Source organism: Telluria aromaticivorans (genome assembly GCF_013003915.1).
Lineage (GTDB): Bacteria > Pseudomonadota > Gammaproteobacteria > Burkholderiales > Burkholderiaceae_D > Telluria > Telluria aromaticivorans.
Map to the genome: position 1 here is coordinate 1 of NZ_JABAIV010000014.1, position 14217 is coordinate 14217.

The window sequence follows — 14217 nt, forward strand, 5'->3', positions numbered from 1 at the left end:
ACGCAGGGCACCACGGCAGCGAAGAAAGCATCCGCTCAAAAGCGAGTGTGACTTTTGGAAAACGGACATTTTAACTTTGCTAAAAGCGGACATTTCTACTTTGCTGTTACAGGGTGGGCAAGTCCCTTGCCCGCGCGTTCAACTACACGATGATCCGTCGCATAAACAAAAAGCCCGGCTTGCTCACGCAGCCGGGCTTTTTTAACGCGCCAGGAATTACTGCGCGTCGGTCTTCACACCCAGCTGCGACGGCTGCACATTGAGCTTGGCCTTGGCCTTGGTCTTGAGCGCTTCGACGTAGTTGTACATCTCCGACTGGCCCACCAGGGTGGAGATCTGCTGCGCTTCCTGCTTGCGGCGGGCGGCGTCCGGCTGGGCCGGCTGCGCGATCCTGCCGATGCGGTAGACGCCATAACCCTGGCCCGGCAGCTCGACACCCACGTAGGCCGGCAGCTTGGTGACGTCAGCCTTCAGCACGGCGATGGCCGCGGTGGTGTTGATGCCTGGCTCCTTGGTGCGCGAGACCAGCTTCGCTTCGCCGAAACCGGTGGCGTCGCCCGAGGCTTTTGCAGCAGCCAGCTTGGCTTCGCCGGCCTGGCGTGCCAGGCGCGCCGCTTCTTCCAGCGTCACGCGCTGGCGGATGGCGGCATCGACTTCTGCCAGCGGACGCTTGGTGGCCGGCTTGAACTCGACCACGCGGCCCGACATCAGCACGCTCGGCGCCACTTCGATGGCGTCGGTGTTGCGCTTGTTCTTGATCGCATCCGTGCCGAAGATCGCGGCCAGGAATTTCGCATGGTTGAACGGCGCCTGGGCCATCTGCGGGCTCGGGGTGCGAGTCAGCGCATCGACGGTCTCGATCTTCAGGCCCAGCTTGTCGGCGACCGGCTTCAGGCTGTCCGCCTGCTCGTACACCATGTTGGTGAAGACCTCGGCCAGCTCCGAATACTTCTTCGACATCTTCTGCTTTTTCAGGTCGGCCGCGATTTCTTCTTTCGCGCTGTCCAGTGGCTTCTGCGCCGCCGGCTTGACCGCGGTGACCTTGATGATGTGATAGCCGAATTCCGACTGCACCAGTCCGCTGGTCTCGCCGTCTTTCAGGGCGTAGATCGCATCCTCGACCGGCTTGACGAAGGCGCCCTTCTCGACCACGCCGAGGTCGCCGCCGGCCTGGGCCGAGCCCGGATCCTGCGATTGCGCCTTGGCGATCTCTGCGAAGTTGGCCGGGTTCTTGCGCACTTCAGCCAGCACGGCTTCGGCTTTCGCCTTGGCTGCCGCCTGATCCGCCGGCTTCGCATCGCGCGCCAGGTTGACCAGGATGTGGCTGGCGGTCCGCTGTTCCGGCGTCGTATAGCTCTTGACGTTCTTGTTGTAGTAGTCGGCGACTTCAGCGTCGGTCACCTGGGTCTGGCTGGCGACGACGTCGGCGTTGAAGACGACGTATTCGGCCTTGACCTGTTCGGGAATCGTGAACAGCTGGGCGTTCTTGTCGTAATAGGCCTTGACCATCGCGTCGGTGATTTTCACCTGCGGCAGGTAGGCGGCGACCGGGAACAGCAGTTCCTGGACTTCGCGTTCCTGGTCGTTGATGTCCGACAGGCGGGTCGCCACGCTGCGCGGTGCGAAGGCGGTCGCCTCGATCGAGCTGGAGATCTGCTGCACGGCGAGGTCGCGGCGCAGGCGCTGGTCGAACATCGCCGGCGTCATGCCCTGCGCGGCCAGCGCGGACTTGTACTGCTCCATGTCGAAGGTCCCGTCAGGTTTGCGGAAGGCCTCGATCGCCAGGATGCTCTTCTGCAAGGCTGCGTCGCTGACGGTCACGTTGCCGCGTGCGATCTCGGCGGCGACGGCGCGCTCGGCCACCAGGTTGTTCAGGATGGCCTGCTTGGCTTCCGCGGTCTCGAACATCTTCTGGTCGAATTGGGCACCCATCATGCGGCGCGCCTGGTCGATCTGACGGCGCTGGGCTTCTTCCCATTCCTGCTGGGTGACCTTTTGGCCGGCCACGGTCGCTACGCTCGACGCCGCGTCGCCGCGGTCCTGGTAACTGTCGACACCGACTAACACGAAGGACGGCACGATGATCACGAGTAGCAGCCCCTGCATCACGCGCTTGTTATTACGGACAAATTCAAACATGGTCAGCCATTCAAGGTTGATAATGCTTTAGAACCTCGTTGATAGGTTCTCAACAGCACATGTTAAAAAAAAAGGCGAACTCGCGTTCGCCCCTTCTTGTTTCCCATTCAGCTTTTTCAAGCTGCCGGGTACGACTGAATTCTGGCGGAGCGGACGGGACTCGAACCCGCGACCCCCGGCGTGACAGGCCGGTATTCTAACCAACTGAACTACCGCTCCAGAATAATGTTGTGGATGTTGGCGGAGCGGACGGGACTCGAACCCGCGACCCCCGGCGTGACAGGCCGGTATTCTAACCAACTGAACTACCGCTCCAACAAAAACACGTCATCGCATTACCCTTTCGGGTAGTGCTCCCTGCATGTCACTGCAGAGAAGGCATTAGTTTACAGCATCTTTCAGAGCTTTACCAGCCTTAAATTTTGGAACCTTGGCAGCCTTGATCTTGATGGGTTCCTTGGTGCGAGGATCGCGGCCGGTACGCGCGGCGCGATCGCCCACGGTGAAGGTGCCGAAGCCGACCAGCGTGACGCTGTCGTTCTTCTTCAGGCTTTCCGTCACAGCGATGATCATCGCGTCGAGTGCGCGCGTGGCCGAAGCCTTGGTGATGTCCGCGGACTTCGCGATTTCTTCGATCAGTTCTGTCTTGTTCACTCTAACCCTCGTTTATTCGTTCGACGCTCATGCGCCTACATGCAAAAGTGCAAGCGCGTATTAAACAAGGGCAACATTATTCTGTCAAGCAACATGCGTGGCGCATGAAGGTGTTGAGGTGCATATGTCGCTATTTGTATGTGATACGAATATCGATTGTGCTGCTGGCTGGCGGACGAACCTGGATCCCGGCCTTCGCCGGGATGACGGATTTACCGCAGGCGGCAAAAACGAAGCCGCTGCTCGAATAGCTTCACAACATCCACCAACGTCGTTCCGGCGCAGGCCGGAACCCAAGTATTCGCGCGAAACGCTGACCCAAAAAAACAGGCGCCCGCAGGCGCCTGTCTTGAAGATCACAACAACGATCAGTGCTTGACCACGTCGGTCTGCCCATCCGCAGCCGCGGCAGGCGCCACGGCCACCGTTGCCGGTGCGTCGACGATGGGTTCCGGCAGGCGTTCCAGGGCAACCTCGAGTACCTTCTCGATCCAGCGCACCGGCACGATCTCGAGCTTGTTCTTGACGTTGTCCGGGATCTCGGCCAGGTCCTTCACGTTCTGCTCGGGGATCAAGACCGTCTTGATGCCGCCGCGATGCGCCGCCAGCAGCTTCTCTTTCAGGCCGCCGATCGGCAGCACTTCGCCGCGCAGCGTGATCTCGCCCGTCATCGCCACGTCCGCACGGACCGGGATGCCGGTGAAGGCCGAGACCAAGGCGGTGGTCATGCCGATACCGGCAGACGGGCCATCCTTCGGCGTCGCGCCTTCCGGCACGTGGATGTGGATGTCGTTCTTTTCAAAAGCTTCCGCCTTGATGCCGAAACGCTGGGCGCGCGAGCGCACCACGGTGCGGGCTGCCTCGATCGATTCCTTCATCACGTCGCCCAGGGTACCGGTGCGGATGATCGCGCCCTTGCCCGGCACGTTGACGGCTTCGATCGTCAGCAGGTCGCCGCCGACTTCGGTCCAGGCAAGACCAACCACCTGGCCGACCTGGTTCTGCTTCTCGGCCACGCCGAAATCGTAGCGGCGCACACCCAGGAACTTGTCCAGGTTCTTGCCGTTGACGATGACGCGCTTTTCCGTCTTCTTCAGCAGCAGCATCTTGACGACCTTGCGGCAGATCTTGGAGATCTCGCGGTCCAGCGAACGCACGCCCGCTTCACGGGTGTAGTAGCGGATGATGTCGCGCACCGCGGTCTCTTCGACCTTGATCTCTTCTTCCTTCAAGCCGTTGGCTTTCAGCTGCTTCGGCAACAGGTAGCGCTGGGCGATGCTGGTCTTCTCGTCTTCGGTGTAACCCGACAGGCGGATGACTTCCATGCGGTCCAGCAGCGCCGGCGGGATATTGTACGAGTTCGAGGTCGCCACGAACATCACGTCCGACAGGTCGAAGTCCACTTCGAGGTAATGGTCCGAGAACGTGTGGTTCTGTTCCGGGTCCAGCACTTCTAACAGGGCCGACGACGGGTCGCCGCGGAAGTCCGCGCCCATCTTGTCGATCTCGTCCAGCAGGAACAGCGGGTTGCGCACGCCGACTTTCGCCAGCGATTGCAGCACCTTGCCCGGCATCGAGCCGATATAGGTGCGGCGGTGGCCGCGGATCTCGGCTTCGTCGCGCACGCCGCCCAGGGCCATGCGCACGAACTTGCGGTTCGTGGCACGGGCAATGGACTGGCCCAGCGAGGTCTTACCCACGCCCGGAGGACCCACGAAGCACAGGATCGGGGCCTTCAGCTTGTCGACGCGCTGTTGGACTGCAAGATATTCCAGGATACGTTCTTTAATTTTGTCGAGCCCATAGTGGTCGGCTTCGAGCACGTTCTGGGCATTCTCGAGGTCGATGGTGACTTTCGACTTCTTGCGCCATGGCAGCGAGACCAGGGTGTCGATGTAGTTGCGCACGACGGTGGCTTCGGCCGACATCGGCGACATCAGCTTGAGCTTGCGGATTTCGGCCTGCGCTTTTTCCAGTGCCTCTTTCGGCATCTTGGCGGCGATCACCTTCTTCTCGAGCTCTTCGATGTCAGCGCCCTCTTCGCCTTCACCCAGCTCTTTCTGGATGGCCTTGACCTGTTCGTTCAGGTAATACTCGCGCTGCGACTTTTCCATCTGGCGCTTGACGCGGCCACGGATGCGCTTCTCGACCTGCAGGATGTCCAGTTCGCCTTCGAGCTGGCCGAGCAGGTGCTCCAGGCGCTTGGCGACGTTGAAGATCTCCAGGATGACCTGCTTTTGCTCGAGCTTGAGCGGCAGGTGGGCGGCAACGGTATCGGCCAGGCGGCCGGCGTCGTCGATGCCTGCCAGCGATGCCAGGATCTCCGGCGGGATTTTTTTATTGAGTTTGACGTACTGGTCGAACTGCTGGACGATGGCGCGGCGCATGGCCTCGACTTCGGAGTCGTCGCCGACCTCCGATTCGACCGGGGTCAGTTCGGCGGTAAAGTGGGTAGCGCCATCGGTGATGGTATCGATGCGCGCGCGTTGCGAGCCTTCGACCAGTACCTTTACGGTACCGTCGGGAAGCTTGAGCATCTGCAGGATATTGGCCACGCAGCCGATTTCGTAGATGTCTTCGGCAGAAGGTTCGTCCTTGGCGGCGGCTTTCTGTGCGGCCAGCATGATGCTCTTGCCCTGCTCCATCGCGGCTTCGAGGGCCTTGATGGATTTAGGACGGCCAACGAACAGAGGTATCACCATATGCGGGAACACGACCACGTCGCGCAACGGCAAAAGGGGCAGCGTCGTTTGCTCGGTTAATTTCGGAGTTGTCATGGCGTACCTTATAAAAGCGTGTTGCTGAACTTGGGCACTCGCAGGGTAAATCTCAAGGCCACTGCGAAAATATTTTCTTCAAGTAAAACTTTATCAATTAACGAAGAATATAGCCGTTCCAATAAAATCCGGTTTTCAAATGAAAAAGCCACCGCCCGGGCTTACCCCGGCGAGTGGCTTTTCGAATGAAGCCTGCGTCTTTTATTGAAGTAAATTGTACCTTCAAGAATCCGTACGGCAAGAGTTTTGTTGCAACCGCGCAGCCCTTTTTTCAGTTTTCGCCGGAAGCTTTTGGCGATTCACTGTAAATAAGCAAAGGTTTAGCTGCGTTCGTGATCGTATTTTCATCAATAACGACTTTCACGACATTTTGCTGGCTTGGCAATTCATACATTACGTCGAGCAGCGCGTGTTCCAGGATCGAACGCAGGCCGCGGGCACCGGTCTTGCGCGCCAATGCTTTACGGGCAATTGCGTGCAAGGCCGCAGGACGTATTTCGAGTTCGGCGCCTTCCATTTCAAGCAGCTTCGAGTACTGTTTGATCAAAGCATTTTTCGGCTCGATCAGGATCTGGATCAGTGCCTCTTCGGTCAGCTCGTTGAGCGTGGCGACCACCGGCAGGCGGCCGACCAGTTCAGGGATGAGGCCGAACTTGATCAGGTCTTCCGGCTCGGCTTCCATCATGATCTCGCTGGCCGCGCGCTGGCTCTGGCTCTTGACCGTGGCGCCGAAGCCGATGCCGCCCTTTTCCGACCGGTTCTGCACGATCTTGGCCAGGCCGTCGAAGGCGCCGCCGCAGATGAACATGATGTTGGTCGTGTCGATCTGGACGAAGTCCTGGTTCGGGTGCTTGCGGCCGCCTTGTGGCGGCACCGATGCCATGGTGCCTTCGATCAGTTTCAGCAATGCCTGCTGCACACCCTCGCCCGACACGTCACGCGTGATCGACGGGTTATCGGACTTGCGCGAGATCTTGTCGATCTCGTCGATGTAGACGATGCCGCGCTGGGCCTTGTCGACTTCGTAATTGCAGCTTTGCAGCAGCTTCTGGATGATGTTCTCGACGTCTTCGCCGACATAGCCGGCTTCGGTCAGCGTGGTCGCGTCGGCGATCACGAAGGGGACGTTGAGCATGCGCGCCAGGGTCTGGGCCAGCAGGGTCTTGCCGGAGCCGGTCGGGCCCACGAGCAGGATATTGCTCTTGGCAAGTTCAATGTCGTCTTTCTTGCCGAGGTGCTTGAGGCGCTTGTAATGGTTGTACACCGCCACCGACAGGATGCGCTTGGCCGTTTGCTGGCCGATCACGTACTGGTCGAGCAGTTCGGTGATTTCGTGTGGCGTCGGCAGGTCGGACTTGGCGCCCGCCACCGACTCGACATTCGAAGTCTCGTCGCGGATGATGTCGTTGCACAGATCTATGCATTCATCGCAGATGAATACCGACGGTCCCGCGATCAGCTTCTTGACTTCGTGCTGGCTCTTTCCGCAGAACGAGCAATACAGAAGTTTTTCGCCGCTGGAGGATTTTTTGTCAGACATGGGGCAGGTTATCTATTTAGTTGCTTGAATATAACGCTAATACGGACGCGCAACAAGTGCGCATACGAACATGCTACCCGAAATAAAAACGAAACGCCCGAACGTCATGCGTCCGGGCGTTTTTTGGCAACACCCTTGCGGGGTTGCACCGCGCTGCTTAGGCGCGGTTGGTAAGAACGCGGTCAATCAGGCCGTACTCGACCGATTCTTCCGCGGACATGAAGCGGTCGCGGTCGGTATCCTTGTGGATCTGCTCGATCGTCTGGCCGGTGTTGTCGGCCATGATGCGGGCCAGGCGCTCGCGCAGGTACAGGATTTCCTTGGCCTGGATCTCGATGTCCGAAGCCATGCCCTGCGAACCACCTGAGGGCTGGTGGATCATGACGCGCGAGTTCGGCAGCGAGAACCGCTTGCCCTTGGCGCCCGCGGCCAGCAGGAAGGCGCCCATCGAGGCCGCCAGGCCGGTGCACAGCGTGGAGACGTCCGGCTTGATGAAGTTCATCGTGTCGAAGATCGCCAGGCCCGCCGAGACGGAACCGCCCGGCGAGTTGATGTACAGCGAAATGTCCTTGTCCGGATTTTCGCTCTCGAGGAACAGCATCTGGGCCACGATGAGGTTGGCCATCTGGTCGTTGACAGGACCGACCAGGAAGATCACGCGTTCCTTCAGGAGGCGCGAATAGATGTCATAGGCGCGCTCGCCGCGACCGCTTTGTTCGACCACCATCGGCACGAGGCCGAGGGCTTGGGTATCCAATGCCGGATTATGAATCATACCTGTCTCGTTCCTTGTTAAAAGTGGATTGCAAAAACACCGGCCACTATACACGTAGGGTGGGCAGCTCCGCTGCCCACGCGGGGATCGTTGCGGGCTCCGATATCGATATCGACGATCTTGCCTGTAACTATCACCGCGTGGGCAAGAAACTTGCCCACCCTACGAGGAAGCACATCGCACCCTTGCGGGCCGGGTGTTTCTATTAACCCTGAGCGTTGCCACCCATCAGTTCATCGAAAGCGATGGTCTTGGTGCTGACCTTCGCCTTACCGAGGACATAGTTAACGACGTTTTCTTCCAAAACAAGTGCTTCGACTTCGCCCAGGCGGCGACGGTCGCTGTAATAATACTTGAGGACTTCTTTTGGATCTTCGTAACTTTGCGAAAAGTCTTCGATCTGGGCCTTGACCTGTTCCTGTGTTGCCTGCAGATTGTTGTCGCTAACCAAAGCTGACAGGATCAGGCCCAGGCGCACGCGGCGCTCTGCCTTGTCGGCGAACATCTCGGCCGGGAAAGGCATCGCCTTGACGTCCATGCCGCGCTGCATCATGTCCTGGCGGGTCATGTCGGCCAGGCGCTCCGAATCCTGCTGGATCATGGCCTTCGGCACTTCCATGTCGGTGGCCTTGACCAGGGCGTCCATCACGGCTTCCTTGTTGCGGGCCTTGACGCGGGCGGTAACTTCACGCTCGAGGTTGGTCTTGATGTCGTCGCGCATCTTTTCGACGGCGCCGTCTTCGATACCGAGCGACTTGGCAAACTCGGCGTCGATTTCAGGCATGTGCGCCCACTCGAGCTTGTTCAGGGTGATGGTGAAGTCGGCGGTTTTGCCGGCGACGTCCTTGCCGTGGTAGTCCTCTGGGAAAGCCAACGGGAAAGTCTTGCTTTCGCCGACTTTCAGGCCGATGGTCGCCGCTTCGAATTCCGGCAGCATGCGGCCTTCGCCCAGCACGAAGGCGTAGTTGTCGGCCTTGCCGCCGTCGAACTCGACGCCGTCGATCTTGCCGACGAAGTCGACGGTCACGCGGTCGCCGTTGGCAGCCACCGGCTCGCCGCCGTCGCCGTGCTCGCCTGCCACGCCCTTGGCGTGGTAGTGCACGCGCTGCTTGCGCAGGATGTCGATGGTCTTGTCGATTTCGGTGTCGGTGACGTCGGCAGCGACGGTTTCGACTTCCATGGTGGCCAGGTCGGCCAGCACGACGTCAGGGTAGACTTCAAAGGTCGCGTCGAACTCGAGCATGCCTTCCGGCGCGTCCTGCTTCGGCTCGATTTTCGGGAAACCGGCAACGCGCAGCTGGTTCTCGTTGGCTGCTTCATTGAACGCGCGGCCGACTTTGTCGTTCAGCACGTCCGATTCGATCTGGTAACCGTATTGCGCAGCGACCATCTTGAGCGGCACTTTGCCCGGGCGGAAGCCAGGGGCTTTTGCCGACTTGGCCTGCTGCTTGAGGCGCTTTTCGACCTCCGTACGGACGTCAGCTACCGGAAAAGAGATCGTCAAGCGACGCTCGAGTTTACCCAGGGTTTCGACTGCAGTTGCCATTATAAAAATCGTCCAAAAAAATAATTATTCGTGGTGCGAGGAGGGGGACTCGAACCCCCACACCATTGCTGGCGTCAGGACCTAAACCTGGTGCGTCTACCAATTTCGCCATCCTCGCGCAGGATTGCATTTTCTGCCACAAAAACAAAGGGCGCCCGACAGTGAAACCGGCCGCCCTGCACTCCTCTGTTTATGGGCTACAACTTCAGCCAATTATTTTACTGGATTTTCTGTCACTATTGGGCGTTTTTTGCTTGGCGTGCGGGGAATGGAGCTCTTCTATATAGAGATGATGGAACTCTGCCGTATGCAATGTTGGTCGCGCTGCCATATGCATGTGTGCGTTGAACGCGTGGGCAAGGGACTTGCCCACCCTACGATTTGCCGCTCCTCGTAGGGTGGGCGTAGAACAGTCCACTGAACTGTTCTACCTGCCCACGCGTTCAAATCACGTCCGAATTCACGCGACCTTGGCCCCAACCGGCTTCTTGACCCTGAACCACGCCGCATACAGCGCCGGCAGGAACAACAGGGTCAGCGCCGTCGCCACCAGGAGCCCACCCATGATCGCCACCGCCATCGGCCCCCAGAACACCGAACGCGACAGCGGGATCATGGCCAGCGCCGCCGCGGCCGCGGTCAGCAGGATCGGCCGGCAGCGCCGCACGGCTGCTTCGACGATCGCATCCCAGGCTTCGGCCCCGGCGGCGATGTCCTGCTCGATCTGGTCGACCAGGATCACAGAATTGCGAATGATCATGCCGAACAGCGCAATCACGCCCAGGTTCGCCACGAAGCCGAACGGCCGATCGAACACCAGCAGGGCCATGGCCGCACCCGCGATGCCCAGCGGCCCGGTCAGGAACACCAGCAGCGAGCGCGAGAAGCTGTGCAGCTGCAGCATCAGCAGCGTGAACACGATGAACAGCACCAGCGGCACGTTGGCCATGATCGAGGCTTCCGCGTCCGAACTGTCTGCCGCGGCGCCTTCGACCGTGACGCGATAGCCGGCCGGCAGCTTGCTGCGCAGTTCTGCCAGCTTCTCGTCCACCTGGGCGGTGACAGTCGGTCCCTGGATGCCTTCGACCACGTCCGACTGCACCATGATGGCCCACTCCCGGCCCTCGCGCCAGACCACGCCTGGCTCCCACACGAACTGCACCCGCGCCACCTGCCCGATCGGGACAAAGCGCCCGCCGGTGGTCGGCACCAGCGCTTCCGACAGACGGGTGATGGTCGAACGTTCCTCCAAAGGCTGGCGCACCACGATGTCGATCAGGCGGTTGGTTTCGCGGAACTGGCCCACTGGGGTGCCGGTGAGCGTCGTATTGACGACCCGGCGCACCGCCTGCGAGGTGACGCCCAGCGCGCGCAGCTTGTCCTGGTCGAGGTCCAGGCGCAGTACCTTGACAGCCTCGTTCCAGTTGTCGTTCACGCCGACCGTACTCGGATTCGCGCGCAGGGTCTCTTTTACCTGGTTGGCCAGGGTGCGCACGATGCCGATGTCCGGGCCGAGCACCTGGAACTGCACCGGATAGGCCACCGGCGGGCCGTTCGGCAGCAGCTTGACGCGGCCGCGCACCTCGGGGAAGTCGTTGCGGAAGGCGTCTTCGATTTTCAGGCGCAGGCTTTCGCGCGCGTTTGCGTCGACGGGCAGCACGACCAGCTGCGACACGTTCGACTGCGGGAAGATCTGGTCGAGCGGCAGGTAGAAGCGCGGGCTGCCGGTGCCGACATAGCTGGTCACGCTCTGCACGCCCTTCTGCTGTTTCAGGAAGCCTTCGAAGCGCTTCACCACTGCTTCGTTGGCGGCAAAGCTGGTGCCTTCGGGCAACCACATTTCCACCATCAGCTCGGGGCGGCTGGAATCCGGGAAGAACTGCTTCTCGATGAAATTGAAGCCGAACACCCCCAGCGCGAATACGCCCAGGCTCAGCGCGATCGTGGTCTTGCGCCATTCCACGCACCGGTTCACGAGGCGCCGGAAACGCTCGTAGGCCGGGCTGTCGAAGACGTCGTGCGAGGATTCGCCCTGGCCGTGCGGTTTCACCCGCAGCAGTACATAGCCGATATACGGCGTGAACACCACCGCCGCCACCCAGGAAATCAGGAGGGCCAGCGCATTCACCGAGAACATCGTGAAGGTGTATTCGCCGGCCGCCGACTTGGCCAGGCCGATCGGCAGGAAGCCGGCCGCCGTGATCAGGGTCCCGGTGAGCATCGGCATCGCGGTCGAGGTGTAGGCGAAGGTGGCGGCCTCGAAGCGCGACATGCCCTCTTCCATCTTTCGCACCATCATTTCGACCGCGATGATGGCGTCGTCCACCAGCAGTCCCAGCGCGATAATGAGCGCGCCGAGCGAGATCTTGTGCAGCGAGATGTCGAGCAGGCGCATGAACAGGAAGGTAATCGCCAGCACCAGCGGAATCGTCAGCGCCACCACCAGGCCGGGGCGCACGTCGATGCGCAGCTTCGGCTTGGTATGCAGGCCGAGCGCGATAAAGGAGACCGCCAGCACGATGATCACCGCCTCGATCAGCACCTTGACGAATTCGTTCACCGAGGCGGTGACCGCGGCCGGCTGGTCGGTCACGCGTTCGAGCTCGATCCCGACCGGCAGCTGGGAGCGGATACGGGCCACGGTGGCGTCGAGGCCCTCGCCGAGCCGGATGATGTTCCCGCCCTTCTCCATCGACACGCCCAGGCCGATCACTTCCTTGCCGTTGAAGCGCATCTTGTCTTTTGGGGGATCCTGGTAGCCGCGCTTCACGACCGCGAAATCGCCCAGGCGGAAGGTGGTGTTCCCAGAGCGCAGCTGCAGGTTTTCCAGCAGGTCGACGGTCTTGAAGGCGCCGGTCACGCGCACCTGCAGATAATCAGTCGGCGTCACCAGCATGCCGCTGGCCTCGACCTGGTTTTGCGTGGCGATCTGGTTGACGATCTGCTCGAAGGGGATGCCCAGCTGGGCGAACTTCTTGCTCGAGAATTCGATGTAGACCTTTTCGTCCTGCACGCCGAACTGCTCGACTTTCGAGACCAGCGGAACGGTCAGCAGCTGCTGGCGCACGAAGTCGGCGTAATCCTTCATCTCGGCCTGGTTGAAGCCATCGCCCGAGAGCGCGAAGATCGAGCCGTAGGTATCGCCGAATTCGTCATTGAAGAAGGGGCCGATCACGCCTTGCGGCAGGGTGCCGGCCATGTCGCCAAGCTTCTTGCGCACCTGGTACCAGGTCGGCGCGGTGTCCTGGGCCGGCGTCGATTCGCGCAGCTCGATGATGATGGTGGTCTCGCCCGGCTTGGAAAAGCTGCGGATGCGGTCGATATACGGCGTTTCCTGCAGCTTGCGCTCGAGCGGATCGGTCACCTGCTCCGCCATCTGCACGGCGGTGGCGCCCGGCCACACGGCGCTGACGACCATCGCCCGGAAGGTGAACGGCGGGTCTTCGTCCTGGCCCAGCTGCTGGTAGCTCAGGATGCCGCCGATGAGCAGCGCGGCGATCAGGTAGCGCGTGAGCGGGATGTGCTCCAGCGCCCAGCGCGACAGGTTGAAACCCCTCATTGAGCTCCCCCGCCCACCGCTGCCGCTTCGGTATCGCCCCGGCGCGAGACGTCCGCGGTCAGGATCCGGACCTTCTGGCCGGGTTTCAGCAGGTGCACGCCGGCCGTCACCACGGTCTGGCCGGGCTGCACGCCGCCGGAAAGCAGCAGGTCATTGCCGGACTGGCCGGCCACCTGCACCCGGCGCAGCTGCACAGCCGGCGCGCCGGACCGCTCCTTCTCGACTACCCAGACGCTGGTCGCACCCTTGTCCTGCACAAGGGCGCTGAGCGGGACCCGCAGTGCGGTCCCATTTGCAGTGGCCGTCGTCGCCAGCTCCACGGTGGCGGTCATACCGAGGCGCACGTCCGTCCCCGGCGGTAGCGACACCTTGACCGTATAGGTGCGGGTGGAAGGATCGGCAACCGGCGAGATTTCGCGGATCTTGCCCGGAATGCTTTGGCCGCGGTTGGCCCACAGGCGCACGCTCACGCCATTCACGCGGCGCAGCTGCCCGACCCGGTCTTCCGGGATCCCGATCACGACTTCCTTTTCGTCCGTACGGGCCACGCGCACGACCGGCACGCCGGCCGCCACCACCTGCCCGACTTCGGCATCGATCGCGGTGACCACGCCGTCGGCATCGGATTCCAGGTTGGCATAGCCGGCCTGGTTCGATTGTCCGCGCAGGCCGGCGCGCGCCGCGTCCACGTTCGCCTGGGCGGCGCGCAGCGCGGACTGCTTGGCATCCAGCACGGCCTGGCTGACGAAATTCTGGGTACGCAGGTCCTGGTGGCGCTTGTAGTCGGCCTGCGCCAGGTCGCGCCCGGTTTCGGCGGCGCGCAGGGAGGCCCGGGCCTGCGATTCGGCCAGGCGCAGGTCTTGCGGATCGAGCCGCATCAGCACCTGGCCGTCCTTCACATTGGTGCCGATGTCCACCTTGCGCTCGACGATCTTGCCGCCAACCCGGAAGCCCAGGCGCGACTCGTAGCGCGGGCGCACGTCGCCGGAAAATTCCACACGCTCGGTGCCATTGCCGGCAGCGAGCTGGATGACGCGCACCGGGCGCACGTCTTCGGTTTTGGGGGCGGGTTTGTCGCATGCGGCAAGCATGGCGATCAAAAGCGGCGCCAGGAGTGCGGCACGCGGAAAGCGGGAAGACTGGAACACGGTGGACCCTTTGTCGAATACATACCCAGCTAGGGCATTTGTTATAGAGCAATTATAATCTTGGAAATACCAAAGAAAC

The 14217-nt window shown here is 61.3% G+C and carries 9 protein-coding genes and 3 tRNA genes; 1 reads left to right on the forward strand and 11 read right to left on the reverse strand.

Translation table 11 applies throughout. The features are described from left to right. A partial coding sequence (locus HGB41_RS23285; RefSeq protein ID WP_212761069.1) for a hypothetical protein occupies positions 1-205 on the forward strand: 205 nt, incomplete at its 5' end. An 11-nt stretch (positions 206-216) separates the two neighbouring features. Here HGB41_RS23285 and HGB41_RS22440 read toward each other — a convergent pair. From HGB41_RS22440 to HGB41_RS22490, 11 genes are all read right to left on the reverse strand, one after another. After that, positions 217-2139 carry a SurA N-terminal domain-containing protein gene (locus HGB41_RS22440; protein ID WP_171088539.1) on the reverse strand — a complete coding sequence of 641 codons (1923 nt, stop codon included), beginning with the start codon at positions 2137-2139 and terminating at the stop codon, positions 217-219. A 142-nt stretch (positions 2140-2281) separates the two neighbouring features. Further along, positions 2282-2358, reverse strand: a tRNA-Asp gene (locus HGB41_RS22445). A gap of 19 nt (positions 2359-2377) precedes the next feature. Beyond that, positions 2378-2454 (reverse strand) — tRNA-Asp (locus HGB41_RS22450). 66 nt (positions 2455-2520) lie between these two features. Further along, positions 2521-2793, reverse strand: a complete 273-nt coding sequence (locus HGB41_RS22455) for an HU family DNA-binding protein (RefSeq protein WP_091875983.1) — start codon at positions 2791-2793, stop codon at positions 2521-2523. Positions 2794-3161: 368 nt separating this feature from the next. Next, on the reverse strand, positions 3162-5570 hold the full coding sequence (gene lon, locus HGB41_RS22460; protein ID WP_171088540.1) for an endopeptidase La: 2409 nt from the start codon (positions 5568-5570) through the stop codon (positions 3162-3164). A 271-nt stretch (positions 5571-5841) separates the two neighbouring features. Further along, positions 5842-7110: an ATP-dependent Clp protease ATP-binding subunit ClpX gene (gene clpX, locus HGB41_RS22465; RefSeq protein ID WP_171088541.1), complete on the reverse strand. Its 1269-nt coding sequence runs from the start codon at positions 7108-7110 to the stop codon at positions 5842-5844. Positions 7111-7267: 157 nt separating this feature from the next. Then, entirely contained in the window at positions 7268-7885 is a 618-nt protein-coding gene (gene clpP, locus HGB41_RS22470) for an ATP-dependent Clp endopeptidase proteolytic subunit ClpP (RefSeq protein WP_091875986.1), read from the reverse strand. A 205-nt stretch (positions 7886-8090) separates the two neighbouring features. Next, entirely contained in the window at positions 8091-9431 is a 1341-nt protein-coding gene (gene tig, locus HGB41_RS22475) for a trigger factor (RefSeq protein ID WP_171088542.1), read from the reverse strand. 31 nt (positions 9432-9462) lie between these two features. After that, positions 9463-9549: transfer RNA gene (locus HGB41_RS22480), tRNA-Leu, on the reverse strand. A 342-nt stretch (positions 9550-9891) separates the two neighbouring features. Beyond that, a complete protein-coding gene (locus HGB41_RS22485) occupies positions 9892-12990 on the reverse strand; it encodes an efflux RND transporter permease subunit (protein WP_171088543.1) in 3099 nt (1032 codons plus the stop codon). Further along, positions 12987-14138 (reverse strand): efflux RND transporter periplasmic adaptor subunit, encoded by a 1152-nt coding sequence (locus HGB41_RS22490; protein ID WP_371868574.1) that lies wholly within the window; start codon positions 14136-14138, stop codon positions 12987-12989. Before HGB41_RS22490 ends, HGB41_RS22485 begins: the two co-directional genes overlap by 4 nt. Positions 14139-14217: the final 79 nt, after the last annotated feature.

Bases quoted from the DNA above. Each gene is read 5' to 3' on its own strand.
- HGB41_RS22440 (WP_171088539.1), bottom strand. From the start codon at position 2,139: ATGTTTGAATTTGTCCGTAATAACAAGCGCGTGATGCAGGGGCTGCTA.
- lon (WP_171088540.1), bottom strand. From the start codon at position 5,570: ATGACAACTCCGAAATTAACCGAGCAAACGACGCTGCCCCTTTTGCCG.
- clpX (WP_171088541.1), bottom strand. From the start codon at position 7,110: ATGTCTGACAAAAAATCCTCCAGCGGCGAAAAACTTCTGTATTGCTCG.
- clpP (WP_091875986.1), bottom strand. From the start codon at position 7,885: ATGATTCATAATCCGGCATTGGATACCCAAGCCCTCGGCCTCGTGCCG.
- tig (WP_171088542.1), bottom strand. From the start codon at position 9,431: ATGGCAACTGCAGTCGAAACCCTGGGTAAACTCGAGCGTCGCTTGACG.
- HGB41_RS22485 (WP_171088543.1), bottom strand. From the start codon at position 12,990: ATGAGGGGTTTCAACCTGTCGCGCTGGGCGCTGGAGCACATCCCGCTC.